Here is a 20429-nt window from a genome sequence, read left to right as displayed (position 1 = left end):
GTTATAATATTTTCAACCTGCCGCGCCTCTTGACGACGCAGCTATAGATTGCCGGATTATTCTTGATTATTGCCGAGGTGCAATTGTCATCATGTCGGATATACAGATTCACTATAAAGTTTGGTTGGAGCAGGACGGGGAGGTCCTTTTTGGCCGCGGCCGGGTAGAACTTTTACGCGGTATCCTGGAATACGGCTCCTTGGCGGAGACAGCCCGCAAGATGGGGATGTCATATAGAGCGGCCTGGGGGCGGCTGAAATCCTCGGAAAAACGGTTGGGCCGTCATCTGGTGGAGAAGGTACCGGCAGAGGGGCGAGGGCAAAAGCTGATTCTGACTCCGCTGGCCAGATTGTTTATCGAAGAGTTCTTGTCCCTGGAACAAGACATGGCAGTGTTTTGTGAGGAGCACAAAGGAAGTTTTTTACGGCTCCTGCGTCGATCAGTCCAACATGCTTAATGAATTGGAAAAAAAGGTTGTCCACGGACTCCAGCGGGATCTTGAGGTCTGCTCGCGGCCTTTCCAAGAAATCGCGGCGGAACTGGAACTGGATGAAGAAATCCTGGTAACGGTTATCCAGCATCTGATGGAGCAGGGTTATATACGACGCTTCGGAGCCACTATCAGGCACCGCATCTCCGGTTTTCAAGCAAATGCCATGGCCGCCTGGGTCGTTCCGGCGGCGGAGGTGGAGCGGGTAGGCCATCTGATGGCCGCCTGCCGCGAAGTAACCCACTGTTATGAGCGCCAGGTAGCGGGCCCCTGGCCCTATAATATGTTTACCATGATTCACGGGCGGACACAGGAAGAATGCGAAGCGATCGCCCGGCGTCTAGCCGCCCAGACCGGCATTGCCGATTATGAACTTCTCTTTAGCGACGTTGAATTAAAAAAAACCACGATGCGGTATTTTCAAAACCGGGAACGATGAGTATCGGGGGTTTGGGAAGAAGGGTTTGACCGTCACGATGTGCCGCATTATTGCGGTATAATATTCAATCTTGCCACAGCATATAGCCTTTAAGACTTGGAATGGTGGGATGCACTTCGCTTTTCCACCCTCCGGATTATGTTTTTTGCTCAGCACTCAGGACTGATGAAGGAATGATGATGATCACACATTCGGAACAGCTTTTCCAGCAGGCCCGGCGTCTGATGCCGGGTGGGGTCAACAGCCCGGTGCGGGCTTGGCGGGCTATGGGAATGTCGCCGCGGTTTATCGCCCGGGCGCAGGGGCCGCACATTATTGATGTTGATGGCAACGTTTACCTCGATTTTGTCGGATCCTGGGGCCCAATGATTGTTGGCCATGCCCATCCCAAGGTTTTGGAGGCGGTACAGAAGGCCGCTGCCGCCGGTACCAGCTACGGCGCGCCCACCCCGGCGGAAGTAGAGCTGGCAGATTTATTGATCGATGCCGTTTCGGGATTGGAGATGGTCCGACTGGTTAATTCCGGTACGGAAGCGACTATGAGCGCCCTGCGGTTGGCGCGCGCGGCTACTGGACGGAAAAAAATCATCAAATTTGACGGCGGCTACCACGGGCACGCTGATACCTTGCTGGTACAGGCGGGCAGCGGCGTCCTCACCCAGGGCATCCCCGGCAGCCCGGGCGTACCAGAGGAGATTGCCTCCCTTACTATCTCGGTAGCTTACAATGACCTGAACGCTGTAGTGCAGGCAATGGAGCACCATGCCGGGGATATCGCTGCCCTCATCGTGGAACCGGTGGCCGGTAATATGGGGGTGGTTCTCCCACAGCCGGATTTCCTACCGGGCCTGCGGCGCTTATGTGACCAGAGGAGTATCGTTCTTATCTTTGATGAGGTGATTACCGGGTTTCGAGTGGCCTGGGGCGGCGCCCAGAAAAAGTTTGGGGTCACTCCTGACCTTACCTGTCTGGGAAAAGTTATCGGCGGCGGCCTGCCGGTAGGGGCGTATGGTGGCCGGCGGGACCTGATGGAACAGATGGCGCCGGTGGGGCCGGTTTACCAGGCCGGCACTCTGTCCGGCAACCCGCTGGCCATGGCGGCCGGATTGGCAACCTTAAAAATCCTTGCCGAACCTGGGACCTATGAAGATCTGGAGGAAAAAGGCTGCTATTTTACAGAGCAGATTTCGGCCCTGGCTCATCTAATGAAGCTTCCCCTGCGCATCAACCGGGAAGGGTCCATGTTCACGATATTCTTTACCGATTGTCCGGTTAATAATCTGGTGGAGGCTCAGACCAGTGACACGGGACGATTCCAGCAGTTTTTTCAGGCAATGTTAGCTCAGGGGGTCTATCTGCCCCCGTCCCAATTTGAGGCCTGGTTTGTGTCACTGGCACATTCCCCGGAAGACCTGCAAAAGGCTCTGTCGGCTGGCGAAAAAGCTCTCTTAGATTGTAAGTAGTCATTGTATCGGTACATCTTGCCCTTTCGGCAGGTTTTGGGCTGAACAGTGGAAAAATCTTCCATGCCATCAATTGGAGATTCTTATTGATACTTAAGATAACAAAAAATCAATTGAAGAAAAATCCATAGACGTCTTAATATTGGACGAACCTAGTCTTATTTTCGACCCGTGATCAAAAATTAATTTTTGAGTCAATTAAAGATTAAAAATAAAATTCTCATAAATTACGCTGATTTCTTCTTTGTCCGTATTTTGAAGACGGCGGTTAATATTCCACTTAACTATTGGAAATAAATATTAGAATGTTTAGACCAAAGGGGAGCAGGGAGGTTTGTCTTAGCAATAGGGCCATGGCAAATCCGGGGCGTATTTTGAACAATCTTATGAGGCGATTTAGCAATAAAAAATGATTTTCAGTTAATTTTTCCTCCAATTCTCCTGGTGTCTTCAGGCGCCAGCTCCTCTTGTTTAACTGCCTACTTAGCCGAATCCGGGTTAGACTACCCGCCATGCCACCAAGTCCTAAAAGTCTTCTACGGGGTCTCCAGTTTAGCTTTTAGTATCAAATATGGCAAAAATATTGCAATATAAGGACGGATGATGCGTCTTTCTAACTTTCAAAGGAGGAGGTGAAAAAGGTTTATTGGCAGGAGTGTGAGGTTGCTTTATCGAACTAAGGAGTCCTTATAGCTATCTTTATCGATGAGGAGGGAATTATGACAGGTGCGGTGGATAAAGTTCCGGGAAAAGCATGGGTAGTCACCTTTGCGGGCACCGCGGTGAACCTCTGCTTGGGTATCTTGTATGCCTGGAGTGTGTGGGCCAAGGCGCTGATTAATGAAAAAATGGCCGGTCAGGCCATGACCGGAGTGAATGAGGGTTGGGTATACCTGACCAATGCCGAGGCGGCCACGCCTTTCTCGTTGTGCGTCCTTATTTTTGCCTTATTCATGATTCCAGGAGGCCGCATCCAAGATAAGTTCGGTCCCAAAGTCGGCGCTATCACTGGCGGTCTCTTCCTGGCCATCGGGTGTATTATCGCGGGTGTGTCCAAGAGCTATGCCGGTTTAATCGTCGGTTTCGGCATCTTCGGCGGCATTGGCATGGGCATCGGCTATGCCGCGCCCACCCCGGCGGCTTTGAAATGGTTCGGCCCCCACAAACGTGGCTTGATCGCCGGATTGGTCGTCGGCGGCTACGGCGGCGCTGCCCTCTATATCGGCCCGCTAGCGGCTTACCTGTTACAAGGCGGTATCACTTATAGCTTTGTCTTCCTGGGGATCTTATTTGCCGTGGTGGTTATCATCGCTGGCCTGCTCCTGGCCTGGCCGCCCCAAGGCTACGTGCCGCCGGTTCAGGTGGTTAAAGCTGGCGCGGCGCCGCCGAAGGCCGCCGGTACCGTCATCGACTGGAGTGCGGGCGACATGGTCAAGACGTGGCAATTCTATGCCTTGGTCATTATGTTCATCGGCACCACCCAGTCCGGTCTGATGATTATCGCCAATGCCGCCAAGATCCTGGCGGAAGCAGCTAAAGGCGTGCCTTTCCTGGTGGCCAACGCCTGGATCCTGGTCTCCTTCGGTGGTGCGGTCAACGCCCTCGGGCGGGTAGGCACCGGCATGTATTCTGACAAGATCGGCCGCGGCAATGCCTACGCCCTTAACTGTCTGGTCTCGGCCCTGTGCCTCTTCCTGATGCCCTGGATTACCGTTTCAGGCAGCGTCTTCCTGCTCTTCCTGGCCGTGGGTATTGCTTACTGGCAGTACGGCGGCGGTCTGGCCCTGATGCCGTCGTTCACGGCCGACTTCTTTGGACCCAAAAACCTGGGTTTCAACTACGGTCTGGTGTTCATCGGCTGGGGTTTGGGCTTCTTTATGGCCAGACTGGCTGGCACGATTAAAGACATCACCGGCAGTCTGAACTGGGCTTATATCATTTCCGCGATTATTCTCGTGATAACGGTCCTGCTCAGTTGGGCCACGAAACGGCCTCTGCTGGAAAGTGAAAGATAACTCCGCCTGAAGCCAAGGCGAAAAATCGAGAGAAGGTAGGGGGTACACCCTACCTTCTCTTTGCTTGGGTGAAGGTGAGGAGGTAAGGCGAGTTCTATGGCTTCCGCGGCGTCAGTTCCCTATCTTTTTGATTTTCATAACATCCAGATTGAGAGCCTGATCGGTTTTATCTTGGGAATGTTATTTTCGGTGCTTTTCAATGCCGAGGGTCAGGCATACCTAGCCACCGTTTTGGGAGACCGCCGCGAAGCTCCGAAAGACCGCTTTCATTTCAATGCCTTCCTGCACCTGGACATTTTGGGAACCGCAGCGTTCTTGTTGGGAGGTTTCGGTTGGCCGAAACAGATCTCCGTTGAGGAGAAAAATTTTCCTCATCCTAAGCTCTACACCATTATCACCCGCTTAAGTGGGCCGCTGGCCAATCTGTTGGCTGCCGGCATTGCGGCCAGCATGATTAGCATTCTCATGGCCTTAATGCAATTACATCCTCAGATTTTTTTAGGGGTTGTGGCTGTGAACGTCACTGTGGCCGTGTATAATCTCATCCCCATCCCCCCACTGGCGGCTGGCAATTGCCTGGTGGCCCTCTTATCCGACCGTCTTGCCCCGTTGAAAACAAAGCTGCAGTTCATCGGCCCCTGGGTGATTGTGGCCTTTCTGGTATTCGAACGCCTGTATCCAACCGGCATTTTCGAGGGGTATCTGAATCCCTTGGTCAGAACCGTTTATGGATTTATCACGGGGTAGCCTGGGTGCTGAATAGTTTTAAGGCGAACCCAGGATTCGCTGCGGGCAGTGGAAATCTACGTTTGCCGGATAATTGGTATCAGTCGATCGTTTTGCGGGCGCGCCGGGCTTGCCACTCCGAAGCCAGTTGTTTTTCCCGCCCCTGTTCTCCAGGCTCATAGAAGTTTTCCGCCGACAGTTCCACCGGCAGATACGCCTGTTCAACATAGTGTCCCGGATAGTTGTGGGGGTATTTGTAGCCTTGGCCGTGTCCCTGAGCCTTGCCATCGCGATGGGGGTCTTTTATATAAGGGGGAACAGGGGCAATGCCAGCTTCTTTTACTTTATCCAAGGCGGCGAAATAGGCCTTGGTGGAATTGCTCTTGGGTGCCAGAGAGAGATAGATGGTAGCCTGGGCGAGATGATACTGCGCTTCAGGCAGGCCTACCCAGGTGAGAGCCTGGGCGGCGGCGACGGCCTGAACCAGGGCCTCTGGGTCGGCTAGGCCGATGTCTTCGGAGGCCAGGATCAGCAGCCGACGGGCGATGAATTTCGGATCTTCACCGGCCTGAATCATGCAGGCCAACCAGTAAAGCGCAGCGTCCACCGCGGAGCCGCGGACGCTTTTAATGAAAGCTGAAATGGTGTCATAATGGGCGTCGCCATCCCGGTCATATAACAGAACCCGGGCTTGCATGGACTCTTGGGCTTCTTCCAAATGTATGACAATGTTTCCCTCGGCATCCGGGGGAGTGCTCAAAACCGCCAGCTCCAGGGCGTTGAGGGCATTGCGTCCATCGCCTCCGGCCATCCTGGCCAGATAGCGCCAGGCATCATCAGTCAGCGACGCCGGAAAGGTTCCCAACCCCCGTTGCCTGTCCCGCAGAGCCCGATCCAATAAGAGGCGAATCTGTTCCTCGGTGAGCGGTTGGAAGACGAATACCCGTGCCCGGGATAACAGCGGCGCGATTACTTCAAAATACGGATTTTCGGTAGTAGCACCGATAAGGATCAGGGTCCCCGCTTCCACATGAGGCAACAGAGCGTCCTGTTGGGCTTTGTTAAATCGATGAATTTCGTCTATCAGCACGATGGTCCGCTGTTGTTGGAGCCGTTTCTTTTCCGCCTGGGCCACAACTTCCCGGATGTCTTTCACGCCGCTGAGCACTGCGCTCAGGCTAACGAAATGACTACGGGTGACGCCGGCGATAATCTGGGCCAAGGTGGTTTTGCCGCACCCCGGCGGGCCCCAGAAGATAAGGGAGGAAAAGAGCCGGTCGGCCTCGATGGCCCGACGCAACAGCCGACCCGGACCGATAATCTGTTCCTGGCCGACGAATTCCTCTAAAGAGGAGGGCCGCATGCGGGCCGCCAGGGGGCGGGTATCCAGAGGCGATGCCATGGCCTTTGAAAACAGGGATTTTTGCAAGGCGTTACCCAGATAAAGCAGTGCTGATGAGAACCTATTGTCATAGTATATATTATCTGCTATAAAAACAACATTAAGCAGAAGGTTGGAGAAATCCATGTTTGGTTATAACATCACTACCCTGATCATCATTTTAGTGATTGCTTTGTTGTTATTCGGTCCCAAGCGGTTGCCGGAGTTAGGCGACAGTATCGGCAAAGCTATACGGGGATTTAAGAAAGCCAGTGAAGCCGAACCGGAGCCCCTGCCCTCGGCTGAGGCCAAGGCTTCTCCCGCGACCGGTAGTCAGACGGTTACTGCAGTCAAGCTCTGTCCCCAATGTCAGAAAGAACTAGGCGGGGATTTTGCTTTCTGTCCCCATTGCGGCCACAAAGTGAAAGAGGCCGGCAACGGTTAGGAGGGGCGAGTTGTTTGGCATCGATTTCCCCGAATTGGTAGTCATTATGATTTTTGCCCTGATCCTTTTCGGCCCCGAAAAACTCCCCGAATATGGTCAAAAAATGGGGCAGATGGTTCATAAATGGAGACGCGCCTACACTAATCTGCAGCGATCGGTGCATTATCCCGCCGACCTGGTACCGCCCTCCGCATTAACCGACCATTATGGAGAGGATCTCTGCCCAAATTGTCGCTATCGGATCGGCAGTGATTTTCTTTTCTGCCCAGCGTGTGGGAAGCGGCTAAAGGAACCGACCACCAATCAATCTGTTTCTGCAGCCTGACCGATATTAAAAAAGGAGCACCGTGCTGCGATGCTCCTTGAATCTACCTATGTGATGGTTCTGAACTTAGTAATTAAACTAATCTTTACTGCGAGCTAGGCTTCGGCTGGGAGGTCTTCACCGTGGTGCCGAATAATTTAACCTCTGGCGCCAGTTCCTGATATTTTATGCTGAAGGCTTTTTGTTGGAATATTTGCGGATTAAAGGCCTTTGTTAATTCCACCTCCCTTTTGTTAAGAATATGGACGACCCCGTACTGATCGACGATAGCAAATTCATCACCCTTGGCAAGACACTGATCCACGGTGGACTCGCCACGGTGGGATTTATACGGGGAGATGCATAGCAGCTTCCCTTGGGCCAGAGCTCCGGTAACAAACGCCCCCAGTACCAGGACGCCCACCATGACTACAATCAACCGACTCTTTTTCATGCTTACCTCCTTGAAACATGGTCGAATTTAGCCGTTCGGAAAGGGCTTAATCCCGCGGCTATGTTGCCATACTAACAATTTTCAGCAACCTTGGCAAGTTGCTAACGAAATAAAAATAGAATCTATTGCTTTCCGGCGGGTACTGGCGGCCGAAAGTCTGGGACTATTGATGAATCCGTAAAGCGTCATTTTCATCCCTCACTCTGATCCTCCCACCTCAATGGGCGATGCGGTTAATTTTGTAATACTAACGTGATACAAATTAACGGCAGCGTGATCTTCTCAGCGATAGCTTGAATCGTATCCTTTTGCGAGCCTATCAATCTCGAAAGGATTCGCCAGATTGTCAGGAAGTTAAAAACAACCCAAAATAAGACCAGCGATAAGGCGATCAGCAATTTTGCGACAATCTAATGGATATGAGTTGCTGTGGACTGCGGCGGCAATTGGTCCAATCTTCTCGGGGCGTATATCCGGAACCTGGCGTAGGCGATGGAAAGCTTTTCCCAGGAGATTGGCCTGGCAGGAGAGGTGGGTTGAAGTAATCGTAATATTCAGGCTTTTCATTTTTGCCCTTCCTATCGAGGCGTGTCAAAAACAACTGGATAGTATGGAACCCCAAACACAGTTAAAAACCGAGACTCTTGCCAGACAGCGGTTTTGGCCATCTTAAACAAGGTGAAGGATCATAGTCCCTAAAGAACTTTGGAATCCTCGTGACACTCAGAATGGCAAGGGAGAATAATTAATATTTTCAAGAGCCTCAATCTTTTCCAGGAACAGGAATAGGGAAATTCTTCCTGATAAGAAATATGAGAAACCCTAGGTTTGTTACTAGTATCGGCTTCTTTTAAGAAACCTTGAGAAATTTGCGATTTATCTGAGATAAAAGGAGGGCCGCTAGTGGGCCGGATGGTGGGGCCACCAGAGATAATAAAACTGCGGCAGGGCTAGGGTGGGAGAGACGGGGTCCGGAAGTACCCCTAAGCCCTGCTGAGGCATTGGAGTGGCGTAGACGTTGCCGCGATAGCTGTCAGCAGTATGGTACATGATGATCCGGGCTGTTTCGATTCCGGCTAATTCTTTGGCACGATTAAAAGCGTCGTCTAGATAACCAAGTTGGTCGACAAGGTTGAGGTCTAGAGCTTGAGTGGCGGTGAAAAGGCGGCCATCGCCCAGACGCTGGGCGGTAGCCGGATCAAAGTTGCGGCCAGCGGCAACGACGGCGACAAAGCGACGGTGAAAGTCATCCAGAAGGGCTTGCATGATACGGGCTTCTTCTGCGGTGGCCGGCCGGAATGGAGACCAGAGGTCCTTTAATCTTCCGGTTTTGACCAGTTCGGTTTCCACCCCGAATCGGTTCAGAAGTCCTTTGAGGTTGAATTTGAGGGCGATGACCCCGATGGAGCCGATAAGGCTGGTGGGTTGGGCTACGATGACATCGGCGGCCTGCGCCAGGTAATAGCCCCCGGAGGCGGCTAATCCCAGGACGCTGACTACCAGAGGCAGACGGTGTTGCTGTTTAAATTGCTGCAGCTCATGGTAGATCAGATCCGCGGCAGCAACAGTTCCTCCGGGGCTATGAAGGCGTACTACCAATGCTTTGAGACGGCGGTCGGCGGCGGCTTTTTGTAACTCTTCTTTGAGGCGGGCCGGCAGACTGACCTGTTTGCCGACGCCAAGCCACGTTGCCGGTGCTTGTTCCAGCAACAATCCGGAGATATCCAGGAGAAGAATTTTATCCGGGCCGTAGCCGGAGATGACTTTTTCCTGCAGCGGGCCGGGCTCTTCCCAGAGCGAGACTTTGACCGTGACGCAACCCGGCAGGCATGCGGCTGCAAAGCAGAAAAAAACAGATACGGTGATGCAGACTATAACCTGCCGATAGAGCAGGAGCGGGAGAGCGCTAAGGGGCATGAGGTACCGGATGCTAGGAAACCGGCCGAGGGTTCTGGAAGATTTTGTGCATCATGGCACTGAGTTGGGTGATATTATACGGTTTGGGCATGATTCCGACAAAACCGGACTCATAGAAATTGTCTATTACCGGGTCGTCAAAAAAACCGCTGGAGACAATCACCTTGGCCTCTGGGTTGATCTGCTTGAGATCGCCGATAGTTTCTCTTGCCCCCAGGCCGCCAGGAACGGTGAGGTCTAAAATAACGGCGTCAAAGGGAGTGCCAGCCTCCATTGCCTCCTGATAGAGACAAATGGCTTCGGCCCCATCCTGGGCGGCGGTGACCTCGTAGCCCAATCTTCTTAACATAGCACTGGAGACCTCTAAAATCATTTCTTCGTCGTCCATGAGTAAGATTTTGCCCCGACCGAATGTCAACGGCAATTTCTTTTCTTTGAGGAGCGGTCCCTTTTTTTGGCTGGCGGGCAGATAGACGGTGAAGGTGGCACCGCCGTTAGGAGTCGATTCGACGGTAATATATCCGTCATGGTTTTTAATGATGGTATAAACCGTGGAAAGGCCCAATCCGGAGCCCCGCCTTTTGGTGGTGAAAAAGGGATCGAAGACTTTATCCAGATGCTCCGGCAGGATGCCCACGCCCTGATCCCGGATGGTTATCTTGATATAGGTGCCGGGTGTGAGGGGCAGCCGGGACGCCTCGCCAATCTTAAAGTTTTCGGCGAAGATATATATAACGCCACCCTGCGGCATGGCCTGATCGGCATTAATCAGCAGGTGATTGACGGCCTGTTGGATCTGTTCTTCATCTACTTCGGCCCACCAGAGCGCTTCAGGAATGTTGGCCTGACGCCGGACGTTGGAACTCCGCAACATCAAACTGGCCGAGGTTTTCAACAGGTCGCCGATAGATGCCAGTTTTTTCCGGGGCTTTTCGCCCTTGGAGAAGGTCAGGAGCTGCCGGGTGAGGTTTTGAGCCCGCAGGCAGGCTTTTTCGGCTTCAGCTAGGCGTTCCAACACGAATGGTTTGGTGTCGGCATTGAGTGAGGCCATAGCGATATTGCCAAGAATTGCAGTAAGCAGGTTGTTAAAGTCATGGGCAATACCGCCAGCCAAGACACCGATGGACTCCAGTTTACTGGTACGGATCAATTCATTCTCCAGGTTCTTGCGCTCGGAGATATCGCGCGCCGTAACAATAACCCCGATGAGTCTTCCCTCGCGATCTTTCAAGGGCGACAGAGACAGGTGGGCATAAAAGAGGTCGCCAGACAGGCGTCGTAGCCGCAACTCTGCTTCATACAGACCTTTTATTTCCAAGACCTTCATGATCTGAGAGGAGATCAGATCCTCCGGATCGGTCGTCGGATAAAGCAGCAAAAGAGGTTTTCCCATAATGTCGCGGGCGACATAGCCAAAGAGACGTTCGGCGCCGTTATTCCAACTCGTAATAAATCCCTCCAGGTCAACCGATATAACGGCTTCATAAATCTGATCGACAATATGGGCCTGGCGCCAGAGTAGCTCCTCTACCAGTTTGCGTTCAGTAATATCCGCCACCATGATCAGGGTACCATGTAGGGCGCCGCCGCGAGCATAAAAAGGATTTGCCGCTAATAGCAGGTAGAGATTTTTACCGTCCCGGCGGCGGAAACAAAAGTCGGTGAGTACCGGTTGGCTTTGTTTCAGGGAAGATAACAGGCGCATACATTGAGAAGAATCGATAAATTCCGCCAATGACCGGCCCAGCATCTCGGCAGCGGAATATCCCAACAAGACTTTCAGACGGTCATTCGTATAAAGGGTACGATCTTGCGAATCGAGAATCCAGACACCTAGATGAGTCTTTTCGACAACCTCTCGCCAGGGAGCTTCCATCGGACTGATCTTCTCTATTTAAGGTAGACGGCGATTCTGACTGCAGGAGGGCTAAAGATAGTCATTATGGTATCAGGTTGAAAAAACGATGTCAACAGATACAGGCTATTAGATCGTGCAACTTCTCACAAAAGAGTTTTACATTATTCAGTTACTTAGGTAAATTTGCGATGTCGGGCAGGACTAAGTTTTGTACCGGCAGGCGTCCCTCATGTATGCGGCGGCATTGAGGTCTTTCTTTGAGGGAGCGGTTCTTGAATAAGGAGGGTTCCAGGCATCGCCCTCTAAACAACTTTCACCAGAAAGAAATTCCTCTTGGAATAGCGAAGTGTTACAGCGGTACCGAATCCAGTTCAGACTCCAGCCGGTCGAAGATGTCTTCCAGACGGTAGAGCAATCGGTCAGCGGCGGCGAGATTCCAATCGGCAATATTCACTTCGATATCCTGGTGCAGTTGGCGGATCGTTTTATGGTGTCTGAGAAGAATCTCTCTCAAAGGAGTGCCATCATAGGAATAGAGAAGCTTATCCACCTGCCCCGCCAGGTCGAAGAGCGACGGGTTGGCCTGTGCTATATCCGGATTGAGAAAGCCCAGGTGGCGGGCCAGTCTTGGAAACGCCGCCGCCAGATCCGGTTGATAATAGGGACGAACGGTGACTGTGATCTGCATGTAGCGGCTCATGGTTGATCCTCCGGCACCCGACTGATTTCTGAGACGCCAGTTTTAGGCTTTAGCGCCCAGGTTTCATGAATTCCAAAAATTTCTTTAGTCCCCAGGCATTGACAATATCATCCTTCTCCGCCCATCCCCGCCGCGCCTGGGCAATGCCGTAGGGCAGGTAACGGAGTTGATCGATATGGTGGGCGTCGGTATTGATGATCATTTTGACCCCCGTCCGTTTGGCTGCCAGGATATTGCTGTCCCCGAGGTCCAAGCGTTCCGGATAGGAGTTAATTTCTAGAATTGTTCCGGTTTCTCTGGCGATCTTGAGCAATTCACCCACCGCTACCTCGTATTCTTCCCGTTTCTTTAAAATCCGGCCGGTGGGATGGGCAATGATATCTACGTGAGGGTTGTTCATCGCGGTTCGCAGCCGCGCCATCATTTCGACCCGGGGCATGCGAAAGGTGGAGTGAATACCGGCGATAACATAGTCCAGCTCCGCCAGGACTTCATCCGTTATATCGATCGACCCGTCATTCATGATGTTGGCTTCACAACCTTTCAGGACCGTGAAGTGTTTGCCTGCCCGGCGCAACTTTTCGTTTAAGGCGTCGATCTCCCGGTTCCGCTGGCGCAGTTGTTTTTCATCCAACCCGTGTTCGATGCGCAGGAACTGGGTATGATCCGAGATGCCGACATATTCATAGCCTAGAGCCATTGCTGCCTGGGCAATTTCTGCGATTGAGTTGACCCCGCCATCCCAAGCGGAGTGGACGTGCAGGTCACCCCTGATATCCTCCAAGCGAATCAGGGTTGGGAGGGTCCCGGCCTGAGCAGCCTGAATCTCACCCCGGTCCTCCCGCAGTTCTGGGGGTATCCAAGGAAGACCGAGTTTAGCGTAGACCTCTTCTTCGGTCGCCCCGGCTATCATGCGGTCTCCTTCGAACAGTCCGTATTCGTTGAGTTTGTAATCCTTGTCGATGGCGATCTGCCGAAGGGCGATGTTGTGTTCTTTGGAGCCGGAAAAATATTGCAGAGCGGCGCCGTAGCTCCCGGGCGGGATCACCCTCAGGTCCATGTCTACGCCCTGGCGCAGGCGGACTGAGGACTTGGTCTGACCGCGGCCATAGACCTTGACTACTTCGGGTTGTGAGACAAAGAAGTCCATGACCTTCTCCGGCTGGGAGGAAATCGCCAGGAAATCCAGGTCGCCAATGGTCTCTTTCATCCGCCTGAGGGACCCGGCGACATCGGCCCGCTGGACCTCGGGCAGGGCTCGCAGGGTTGCCAGTACCCGGTCGGCCAGCGGCAGGACTTCTCCCAAAAGAAACCGGCCGGTGCTTTTTTTGACAAATTCGATGCCCTCTATGATGTTGGCTTCCGTCTTGTCGCCGAATCCTTTTAAGGGGGCAATTTTATGAGACCTGGCAGCCTCCTCTAACTCGGTGAGATTGGTGATACCCAGCTTCTCGAAGAGCATCTTGGCCTTTTTCGGACCCATGCCCTCTACGGCGATCAGCGCATCCAAATCGATGGGCAATTTCCGCCGGAACTCTTCATAATACTCGATCTTCCCGGTGTTTAAATACTCCTCGATCTTTTGGGCAATGCTCTCCCCCACTCCGGGGATGGCCTTCAGACCCTTAAGACCGCCCTGGTTGTAGATATCTTCGACGCTGTCCTTGAGGTTCTCCAGCGTGAGGGCGGCCTTCTGGTAGGCATAGGGTTTGAAGCGAACCCCCTCCATTTCCAAATATTCCGCAATCACCTGAAAGATTCTGGCAATTTCATGATTTTTCATGGTATTGATTTCTTACTGTTGGCGTTTATGTTATTTTATGTGCAATGTTATAATTATCAAAGCGATATCGACTTCAGGGAAGGAAGAAAGTAAATATGCCAAAGGCATTTACCCTAGATATTCTTCGTTAAAGTGATGAAACTGAGAAACATTCATATCCCTCAGGCGAAAATCGAGGCTTTTTGCCGACGTTGGCAGATTAAGGAGATGTCTCTCTTCGGTTCAGTACTCCGAGAAGATTTCAGACCGGAGAGCGATGTTGACGTCTTGATTACTCTGGAACCGGGAGTCCATATGACATTGGCCAACCGATTGGCCATGCTGGATGAGTTAGCAGACATCTTTGGCCGCCAGATTGACCTGGTAGAGAAAAAAAATATCCGCAACCCCTTTCGGAGACATGATATTTTGGCAACCGAAAAGGTTATTTATGCCACTTGAGGCTCGAGACCCGGCTTTTCTTTTCGATATGGTTCAGGTTGGGGAAAAGATCATCGGTTATATTAAAGATGAGAATTTCGCGAGTTTTATAGACAATGACCTGCTCAAGGATGCTGTTGAGCGCAATCTGGCGATTCTGGGAGAGACAGCTCGCAAGCTTTCCAAGGCTTTTAAACAAGAACATCCGGAAATCCCTTGGCGACAGATTATTGCTTTGCGGAACGTTCTTATCCATGAGTATGAAATTATCAACGAGGAGGAGATCTGCGAAATTATCACTAGGCAATTGCCCGAATTATTGCCCCTCTTAGAGCAGTTTATGCCTCCAATTCCCTCAGATATCGATGTATGAACTTGAATATCTTCTCCCTAAGGGTTCATTTTTCCCTCGAATTAGAAAGAAGAGTATGAGCTTCAAGTTTTGAGAAGAGATAATGATATCCGTGTCTGCCCAAAAATACCTCTTGAGAATATTATCTTTGATTTTAATCTGAAACCGGAAGCTTTAAACTATAGTTCCTCAGATGACGCAAATGATTTTTCAAGGAGAATATGAATGGAGAATCATCATGCCACCCCGCTGCCCAATTTCATCCGCTATATCATGGAGGAGGATCTGCGCACCGGCAAGTTTGGCGGCCGGGTGGTCACCCGTTTCCCGCCCGAACCCAACGGTTATCTCCACATCGGTCATGCCAAGTCCATCTGTCTGAACTTCGGTTTGGCGGCGGATTTTGGCGGTTATTGCAACTTCCGCTTTGACGATACCAACCCGAGCCGAGAGGAAGTGGAGTATGTCGAATCCATCCAGGCGGACGTGCACTGGCTGGGGTTTGATTGGGATGACCGTCTCTACTACGCCTCTGATTATTTTGAACAGCTCTATGACTGGGCCGTGCAATTGATCAAGGCTGGCAAGGCCTTTGTTTGTGCCTTGAGTCCCGAGGAGATGCGGGAATTTCGCGGTACCCTGACGGCGCCGGGAAAGGAGAGCCCTTATCGCAACCGCCCGGTTTCGGAAAACCTGGACCTCTTCGCCCGGATGCGGGCCGGGGAATTCCCCGACGGCGCCCTCACCCTCAGGGCCAAGATTGATATGGCTGCTCCCAATATCAACCTGAGAGATCCGGTGATGTACCGCATTAAGCATGATCCGCATCACCGCACCGGCGATTCCTGGTGCATCTACCCTATGTATGATTGGGCTCACGGCCAATGCGATTCCATCGAAGGTATCACCCACTCCATCTGCACCATGGAATATGAGGACCATCGGGCACTCTATGACTGGTATCTGGAGCAGTTGGGGATTCATCACCCGCAACAGCTAGAATTCGCCCGCCTGAACTTAAGCCATACGGTGCTCAGCAAACGCCGGCTCATCCAGTTGGTGCAGGAAGGGCTGGTCAATGGGTGGGACGATCCGCGGATGCCGACCTTGGCCGGGCTGCGCCGCCGAGGCTACCCGCCCGCCGCCATCCGTACCTTTTGCGAACGCATCGGCGTGGGTAAACGGGAAAACCTGGTGGATCTGGCGCTCTTGGAGTATTGTGTCCGTGAAGAGCTCAACCGCTGGGTCCCCCGGGTCATGGCAGTGTTGCATCCCCTGAAGGTGGTGATCGAAAACTATCCGGAGGGTCAGGTGGAAGAGCTGGAGGCTATCAATAACCCGGAAGACCCGGCCGCCGGAACCCGGAAGGTTCCCTTCTCGCGTGAGTTGTACATTGAACGGGAGGATTTTCTGGAGGAACCGCCCAAGAAGTTTTTCCGGCTCTCCCCGGGGCGGGAGGTGCGACTGCGCTATGCCTTCTTCCTGAAATGTATTGGTATGGTAAAAGATCCGGCCACGGGCGAGGTAGTGGAACTGCGCTGCACCTATGATCCGGAAACCCGGGGTGGTGACGCCCCGGATGGGCGGCGGGTCAAGGCCACCCTGCACTGGGTATCGGCGGCCCACGCCCTGCCGGTAGAGGTGCGCCTCTATGACCGGTTGTTCAGCGTTCCCCATCCGGCTGCGGAGGAGGGAGACTTTAAACAGTTCCTCAACCCCAACTCCCTCGAGACCATCCGCCCTTGCTGGGTGGAGCCGACTCTGGCCAATGCCGCGCCAGGCAGCCACTACCAATTTGAGCGGCAAGGGTATTTCTGCGTTGACCCGGATGCCACCAAGGGCAATTTAATATTCAACCGCACGGTAACCCTAAGGGATGCCTGGGCCAAGCTCCAGGAATCAGAAAAGAAGGTAAAAGCACCATGACGGGTTCCGTACCCAACCTCGCAGGTGCGCTTCAGCGCCTGCGTGAGACCCAGCCGGTGGTACACCATATCACCAATTGGGTGACTATCTACGACTGCGCCCAGGTAGTGAAGGTTCTCGGCGGCTCGCCGGTGATGGCCCATGCCCGAGAGGAGGCAGCGGAAATGACCGGCTTGGCGTCTTCCCTGGTGCTCAATATCGGCACCCTGACGCGGGAGTTGGTTGAGGCCATGCTTCTGGCGGTGCGAGCGGCCAATGCCCAAGGCATTCCGGTAGTTTTGGATGCCTGCGGCGCTGGGTCCACTGCCATGCGGGATGAAGCCTGTCTGCGACTGTTTGACGAGGTCCGTATTGATATTGTGAAAGGCAACGCTTCGGAGATCGCCCGCCTGAGCGGCGCCCAGGTGCGCACCAGGGGCGTGGATGCCGCCGCAGTGGCTCTCGACCTGCGCCAGACGGCGCAAGCCCTGGCTCGTGAACGGCAGTCGGTGGTGGTGGTCACCGGGGCGGAGGACATCGTGGCCGATTCCGCCAGGCTTTATCTCGTTCGAAATGGCCACCCCATCATGGCACACGTGGTAGGCGGCGGTTGTATGGCGGCCTCGGTGATCGGCGCCTTTGCGGCGGTGGAGCCTGACCTGACCGTCGCGGCGGCAGTCGCCCTGACCTGTTTTGGCGTGGCGGCGGAAGTCGCCGCTCAAACAGCGTTAGGACCGGTTAGCTTTAAAGAGAAACTGCTTGACGCCCTCTTTTATCTGGATGAAACGACTCTGCAGGAGAGGATGAAGCTGGCGGAATGAAGGGCTACTACTTTATCACTGACGCCAGACTGAGCCGAGCCGGTAATGTTAGCGATGTCCAGAGTGCCCTGGCCGCTGGCGTCAGGGTGGTGCAATACCGTGACAAATGGGCTGATGATGCTGCCTTGATTGCCGAGGCCAGGCTGCTGCGGCGGTTATGTCAAGGGGCGTTCTTTCTCATCAATGATCGGGTAGAAGTGGCGTTGGCGGTAGGGGCCGACGGCGTCCATTTAGGCCAAAAAGATCTTTCCTGCCGCGAGGCCCGCCGCTGGCTGGGAGCAGGAAAGATTATCGGTATCACGGTCAACACCATGGAACAGGCTTTGGAAGCAGCCCGTCAGGGAGCCGATTATTTAGGTGTTGCCCCTATCTTTGCCACCCATACAAAACCTGATGCCGGGGCGCCGGCCGGGCTGCGTCTGCTGCGGGAAGTCCGCCGCCGGGTAAACCTGCCCCTAATCGCTATTGGCGGCATCAACCAGGACAACGCCCCGGCGGTGATCGCAGCCGGTGCCGACGGTATCTGCGCTATTTCGGCGGTCGTCACCCGGCCCGATGTGCAGGCGGCCATTAGCGGTTTTCAGAGGCTTTTCGGTTGACCAACGAAGGAATACGGTGCGTAGAAATAAAGCTCTTAGTTTTCAGTTGCTGGTCGGAAAATACCTTCTGCACAGGCTGGAAAGCCTGTGCCATTGGTAAGTGATTTTTATGGTTTGGGGTGACTTACAGGTTGTGCACATGCCATGTTGGATAAACCTCTCATCCATACGTTAATGGCTGCCGCCCGGCAGGCAAGGGAGGCGGCCTACGCCCCCTATTCCGGGGATTTTCGCGTGGGGGCGGCGGTGCTGACAGGCGACGGACAGGTTTTTACCGGCTGCAACGTCGAAAACGCCTCATTCGGCGCCTCCATGTGTGCTGAGCGGGTGGCGATTTTTGCTGCAGTAGCCGCCGGTCAGCGGCAGCTAACAGCCCTGGTGGTAATTGCCGACACGCCACAGCCGATTCCTCCCTGCGGCCTCTGCCGCCAGGTTTTGGCGGAATTTGCCCCCGCCTGCCAGGTTATTATGGCGAATACGAAGGGGGACTATCAGGTGGCGACCATGGAGCAGTTGCTCCCTTACCCCTTTGAATTTCGGCAACCCTAAGTGATTGGAAGTCCCTCAGAAATGAGGCGCGTATCCCGCCTGCCCCACTCTAATCTGCACCTTTTACTAAGATTGATGTTCCTCTCAGACCAGTAAGGTGTTACAATAATCTCTGCTAATTACCCATTACTGACATCTGACCACGGTAGCCGACATTGGTAACTGAGACGCTTAATGAAAGATAAATCTACAGTATATGTTGATCTGCACGTGCACTCAACCGCTTCCGATGGGTCATTTTCCCCGCGGGAAGTGGTGATCAAGGCCAAGTCCCGAGGATTGCAGGCGATAGCCCTGACCGATCACGACACCGTCGACGGACTGGAGGAGGCCCTGGCAGCCGGTAAGGAAGTTGGGCTGGAAGTGATCCCGGGTATCGAGATCAGTGCCGAACATGAACCGGGCTCTATGCACATCTTGGGCTATTTCATCGATTTTCGCAACCGAAGATTGGCCGAGCGGCTTCAGGTGCTGCAACGGGCCCGAGCCGAGCGTAATCCACAGATTATTGCCAAATTACGCCGGTTGGGAATTGATATCACGTTAGAGGAGGTGGCCGCAGTCAGTGGCAGCGGGCAGATGGGTCGACCCCACATTGCCCGGGTCCTGCTCAATAAGGGTTATGTGGCCGACCTGCACGAGGCTTTTGAACGGTATATCGGTAATAGCGGTCCGGCCTACGTGAGAAAATTCCGTTTTCCACCGCAGGAAGCCATCGGCTTGATCAACGACTCCGGGGGAGTGGCGTCTCTAGCTCATCCTTTCACTCTCCAGTACACTTCAATCCAACATTTTAAAATGATACTGGGCCAGTTGCGGGATTGGGGACTGGTTGGCCTGGAGGTTTATTACCCGGAACACTCAGCCGACATGCAGGAAACCTTTATCCGGTTGGCGGAAGAATGGGGGTTGCTCTGCACCGGAGGTTCGGATTTCCACGGGGCTAATAAACCGGGCATTGAATTAGGGCAGGTTAGACAGCAGCGCTTTATGACCTATAAACTGGTGGAGAAACTGAAGGCAAAATTAGGCCGCAAGATTTAAAAATTGACTTTTTGAGATGATTAAATAGAATATAAGTGAGTTATGTTCAGGCGCAGGCCACCCAGACTCAGTGGGTGGCCTTTTGCTTTTCTGGGGGTGATCATGCGGCTGGTGATTATCGATAACTATGATTCTTTTACCTATAACCTAGTGCAGCTATTTTTTGAATTCGAGCTTGAGGTCATGGTCTTCCGGCATGACCAGGTCAGCCTGAACCAACTTGAGGCCCTTCGGCCTGATTGGCTCTGTATCTCTCCGGGTCCCAAAGCGCCGCAGGACGCTGGCCTTAGCAAGGCGGTTATCGCTCACTTTTATAAAACTCTTCCCATCCTGGGCGTCTGTTTAGGGATGCAGGCGATTAATGAAGTCTTTGGGGGCGTTACCGAGCCGGCCCCGGTGCCGGTGCACGGCAAACGACATCAGATTTTCCACCAAGGGATCGGATTGTTTAAAGGGCTGCCCTGCCCGTTCTGGGCTGCCCGATATCACTCCCTTATGGTCCGCCCGGCTTCCAAGGAGCTCATGGTCACGGCTTACAGCGCTGATGGGGTGATTATGGGACTGAGCCACTGGAGTTATCCTCTCCATGGGGTGCAGTTCCACCCGGAGTCTTTTCTTACCGAGTACGGCCGGGAGCTGGCCGCTAATTTCCTGCGGCTGGCGCCGGGGTTCGCGGTCAAGGCGCCGGTAGGGAGGCTTTCCGGACTTAAACGAACCACCTCGGCTGCTTTTTCCTTGCCTGCCGTGGCAGGACAGTTTTGATA

22 protein-coding genes are annotated in these 20429 nt (G+C 53.4%); 15 read left to right on the top strand and 7 right to left on the bottom strand.

Annotated elements, in window-relative coordinates:
* Positions 1 to 91 precede the first annotated feature (91 nt).
* The 5 genes from DESAC_RS12920 (at position 92) to DESAC_RS12900 (ending at position 5154) form a co-directional block, all read left to right on the top strand.
* A complete protein-coding gene (locus DESAC_RS12920) occupies positions 92 to 457 on the top strand; it encodes a winged helix-turn-helix domain-containing protein (RefSeq protein WP_013707521.1) in 366 nt (121 codons plus the stop codon).
* Positions 450 to 929, top strand: coding sequence for a siroheme decarboxylase subunit beta (ahbB, locus tag DESAC_RS12915; protein ID WP_013707520.1), 480 nt, complete (start codon positions 450 to 452; stop codon positions 927 to 929). Before DESAC_RS12920 ends, ahbB begins: the two co-directional genes overlap by 8 nt.
* A gap of 176 nt (positions 930 to 1105) precedes the next feature.
* Positions 1106 to 2392: a glutamate-1-semialdehyde 2,1-aminomutase gene (hemL, locus tag DESAC_RS12910; RefSeq protein ID WP_041283977.1), complete on the top strand. Its 1287-nt coding sequence runs from the start codon at positions 1106 to 1108 to the stop codon at positions 2390 to 2392.
* Between the two features lie 719 nt (positions 2393 to 3111).
* Entirely contained in the window at positions 3112 to 4407 is a 1296-nt protein-coding gene (locus tag DESAC_RS12905) for an L-lactate MFS transporter (RefSeq protein WP_013707517.1), read from the top strand.
* A gap of 96 nt (positions 4408 to 4503) precedes the next feature.
* Positions 4504 to 5154, top strand: a complete 651-nt coding sequence (locus DESAC_RS12900; RefSeq protein WP_013707516.1) for a zinc metalloprotease — start codon at positions 4504 to 4506, stop codon at positions 5152 to 5154.
* A 79-nt stretch (positions 5155 to 5233) separates the two neighbouring features.
* Here the strand turns inward: DESAC_RS12900 and DESAC_RS12895 are convergent, their stop codons facing one another.
* On the bottom strand, positions 5234 to 6562 hold the full coding sequence (locus DESAC_RS12895; RefSeq protein WP_237671358.1) for a replication-associated recombination protein A: 1329 nt from the start codon (positions 6560 to 6562) through the stop codon (positions 5234 to 5236).
* Between the two features lie 97 nt (positions 6563 to 6659).
* Here DESAC_RS12895 and tatA point away from each other — a divergent pair, with 97 nt between their 5' ends.
* On the top strand, positions 6660 to 6959 hold the full coding sequence (gene tatA, locus DESAC_RS16880) for a twin-arginine translocase TatA/TatE family subunit (RefSeq protein ID WP_013707514.1): 300 nt from the start codon (positions 6660 to 6662) through the stop codon (positions 6957 to 6959).
* Between the two features lie 10 nt (positions 6960 to 6969).
* Positions 6970 to 7284, top strand: a complete 315-nt coding sequence (locus DESAC_RS12885; RefSeq protein WP_013707513.1) for a twin-arginine translocase TatA/TatE family subunit — start codon at positions 6970 to 6972, stop codon at positions 7282 to 7284.
* Between the two features lie 85 nt (positions 7285 to 7369).
* Here DESAC_RS12885 and DESAC_RS12880 read toward each other — a convergent pair whose 3' ends face one another.
* The 6 genes from DESAC_RS12880 to polX all read right to left on the bottom strand — a co-directional run bounded on the left by DESAC_RS12880 (position 7370) and on the right by polX (position 13975).
* Entirely contained in the window at positions 7370 to 7717 is a 348-nt protein-coding gene (locus DESAC_RS12880; protein ID WP_013707512.1) for a hypothetical protein, read from the bottom strand.
* A gap of 354 nt (positions 7718 to 8071) precedes the next feature.
* Positions 8072 to 8284, bottom strand: coding sequence for a flagellar biosynthesis anti-sigma factor FlgM (locus DESAC_RS17045; protein WP_041283976.1), 213 nt, complete (start codon positions 8282 to 8284; stop codon positions 8072 to 8074).
* Between the two features lie 333 nt (positions 8285 to 8617).
* Entirely contained in the window at positions 8618 to 9634 is a 1017-nt protein-coding gene (gene sppA / locus DESAC_RS12870) for a signal peptide peptidase SppA (protein ID WP_013707511.1), read from the bottom strand.
* Between the two features lie 13 nt (positions 9635 to 9647).
* Entirely contained in the window at positions 9648 to 11510 is a 1863-nt protein-coding gene (locus tag DESAC_RS15440; RefSeq protein WP_013707510.1) for a hybrid sensor histidine kinase/response regulator, read from the bottom strand.
* 331 nt (positions 11511 to 11841) lie between these two features.
* Positions 11842 to 12192: a hypothetical protein gene (locus tag DESAC_RS12860; protein WP_013707509.1), complete on the bottom strand. Its 351-nt coding sequence runs from the start codon at positions 12190 to 12192 to the stop codon at positions 11842 to 11844.
* A gap of 49 nt (positions 12193 to 12241) precedes the next feature.
* Positions 12242 to 13975: a DNA polymerase/3'-5' exonuclease PolX gene (gene polX / locus DESAC_RS12855; RefSeq protein ID WP_013707508.1), complete on the bottom strand. Its 1734-nt coding sequence runs from the start codon at positions 13973 to 13975 to the stop codon at positions 12242 to 12244.
* A 135-nt stretch (positions 13976 to 14110) separates the two neighbouring features.
* Here polX and DESAC_RS12850 point away from each other — a divergent pair, with 135 nt between their 5' ends.
* From DESAC_RS12850 to DESAC_RS12815, 8 genes are all read left to right on the top strand, one after another.
* On the top strand, positions 14111 to 14416 hold the full coding sequence (locus tag DESAC_RS12850) for a nucleotidyltransferase family protein (protein WP_013707507.1): 306 nt from the start codon (positions 14111 to 14113) through the stop codon (positions 14414 to 14416).
* Positions 14406 to 14768 carry a HepT-like ribonuclease domain-containing protein gene (locus DESAC_RS12845; protein WP_013707506.1) on the top strand — a complete coding sequence of 121 codons (363 nt, stop codon included), beginning with the start codon at positions 14406 to 14408 and terminating at the stop codon, positions 14766 to 14768. Before DESAC_RS12850 ends, DESAC_RS12845 begins: the two co-directional genes overlap by 11 nt.
* A 204-nt stretch (positions 14769 to 14972) precedes the next feature.
* The gene (locus DESAC_RS12840; RefSeq protein ID WP_013707505.1) at positions 14973 to 16673 is read left to right on the top strand and encodes a glutamine--tRNA ligase/YqeY domain fusion protein; all 1701 of its coding nucleotides are present in this window, start codon (positions 14973 to 14975) and stop codon (positions 16671 to 16673) included.
* Positions 16670 to 17473, top strand: a complete 804-nt coding sequence (gene thiM, locus DESAC_RS12835) for a hydroxyethylthiazole kinase (RefSeq protein ID WP_013707504.1) — start codon at positions 16670 to 16672, stop codon at positions 17471 to 17473. The genes DESAC_RS12840 and thiM overlap by 4 nt, the downstream gene beginning before the upstream one ends.
* Positions 17470 to 18072 carry a thiamine phosphate synthase gene (gene thiE / locus DESAC_RS12830; RefSeq protein ID WP_013707503.1) on the top strand — a complete coding sequence of 201 codons (603 nt, stop codon included), beginning with the start codon at positions 17470 to 17472 and terminating at the stop codon, positions 18070 to 18072. Before thiM ends, thiE begins: the two co-directional genes overlap by 4 nt.
* Positions 18073 to 18216: 144 nt before the next feature.
* Positions 18217 to 18621: a cytidine deaminase gene (cdd, locus tag DESAC_RS12825; RefSeq protein WP_013707502.1), complete on the top strand. Its 405-nt coding sequence runs from the start codon at positions 18217 to 18219 to the stop codon at positions 18619 to 18621.
* Positions 18622 to 18795: 174 nt separating this feature from the next.
* Complete coding sequence (locus DESAC_RS12820; RefSeq protein ID WP_013707501.1) at positions 18796 to 19665, top strand: PHP domain-containing protein; 870 nt, start codon at positions 18796 to 18798, stop codon at positions 19663 to 19665.
* 102 nt (positions 19666 to 19767) lie between these two features.
* Positions 19768 to 20427 (top strand): anthranilate synthase component II, encoded by a 660-nt coding sequence (locus tag DESAC_RS12815; protein ID WP_148231245.1) that lies wholly within the window; start codon positions 19768 to 19770, stop codon positions 20425 to 20427.
* Positions 20428 to 20429: the final 2 nt, after the last annotated feature.

Source organism: Desulfobacca acetoxidans DSM 11109 (genome assembly GCF_000195295.1).
Lineage (GTDB): Bacteria > Desulfobacterota > Desulfobaccia > Desulfobaccales > Desulfobaccaceae > Desulfobacca > Desulfobacca acetoxidans.
This window is presented reverse-complemented; position numbering and strand designations above follow the sequence as displayed.

Excerpts from the sequence above, each read along its gene's own strand:
- cdd (WP_013707502.1), top strand. The coding sequence starts at position 18,217 with ATGTTGGATAAACCTCTCATCCATACGTTAATGGCTGCCGCCCGGCAG.
- DESAC_RS12900 (WP_013707516.1), top strand. The coding sequence starts at position 4,504 with ATGGCTTCCGCGGCGTCAGTTCCCTATCTTTTTGATTTTCATAACATC.
- DESAC_RS12820 (WP_013707501.1), top strand. The coding sequence starts at position 18,796 with ATGAAAGATAAATCTACAGTATATGTTGATCTGCACGTGCACTCAACC.
- DESAC_RS15440 (WP_013707510.1), bottom strand. The coding sequence starts at position 11,510 with ATGGAAGCTCCCTGGCGAGAGGTTGTCGAAAAGACTCATCTAGGTGTC.
- thiE (WP_013707503.1), top strand. The coding sequence starts at position 17,470 with ATGAAGGGCTACTACTTTATCACTGACGCCAGACTGAGCCGAGCCGGT.
- DESAC_RS12905 (WP_013707517.1), top strand. The coding sequence starts at position 3,112 with ATGACAGGTGCGGTGGATAAAGTTCCGGGAAAAGCATGGGTAGTCACC.
- DESAC_RS17045 (WP_041283976.1), bottom strand. The coding sequence starts at position 8,284 with ATGAAAAGCCTGAATATTACGATTACTTCAACCCACCTCTCCTGCCAG.
- polX (WP_013707508.1), bottom strand. The coding sequence starts at position 13,975 with ATGAAAAATCATGAAATTGCCAGAATCTTTCAGGTGATTGCGGAATAT.
- DESAC_RS12860 (WP_013707509.1), bottom strand. The coding sequence starts at position 12,192 with ATGAGCCGCTACATGCAGATCACAGTCACCGTTCGTCCCTATTATCAA.
- DESAC_RS12880 (WP_013707512.1), bottom strand. The coding sequence starts at position 7,717 with ATGAAAAAGAGTCGGTTGATTGTAGTCATGGTGGGCGTCCTGGTACTG.
- thiM (WP_013707504.1), top strand. The coding sequence starts at position 16,670 with ATGACGGGTTCCGTACCCAACCTCGCAGGTGCGCTTCAGCGCCTGCGT.
- hemL (WP_041283977.1), top strand. The coding sequence starts at position 1,106 with ATGATGATCACACATTCGGAACAGCTTTTCCAGCAGGCCCGGCGTCTG.
- DESAC_RS12840 (WP_013707505.1), top strand. The coding sequence starts at position 14,973 with ATGGAGAATCATCATGCCACCCCGCTGCCCAATTTCATCCGCTATATC.
- DESAC_RS12920 (WP_013707521.1), top strand. The coding sequence starts at position 92 with ATGTCGGATATACAGATTCACTATAAAGTTTGGTTGGAGCAGGACGGG.
- DESAC_RS12845 (WP_013707506.1), top strand. The coding sequence starts at position 14,406 with ATGCCACTTGAGGCTCGAGACCCGGCTTTTCTTTTCGATATGGTTCAG.
- tatA (WP_013707514.1), top strand. The coding sequence starts at position 6,660 with ATGTTTGGTTATAACATCACTACCCTGATCATCATTTTAGTGATTGCT.
- DESAC_RS12815 (WP_148231245.1), top strand. The coding sequence starts at position 19,768 with ATGCGGCTGGTGATTATCGATAACTATGATTCTTTTACCTATAACCTA.
- sppA (WP_013707511.1), bottom strand. The coding sequence starts at position 9,634 with ATGCCCCTTAGCGCTCTCCCGCTCCTGCTCTATCGGCAGGTTATAGTC.
- ahbB (WP_013707520.1), top strand. The coding sequence starts at position 450 with ATGCTTAATGAATTGGAAAAAAAGGTTGTCCACGGACTCCAGCGGGAT.
- DESAC_RS12850 (WP_013707507.1), top strand. The coding sequence starts at position 14,111 with ATGAAACTGAGAAACATTCATATCCCTCAGGCGAAAATCGAGGCTTTT.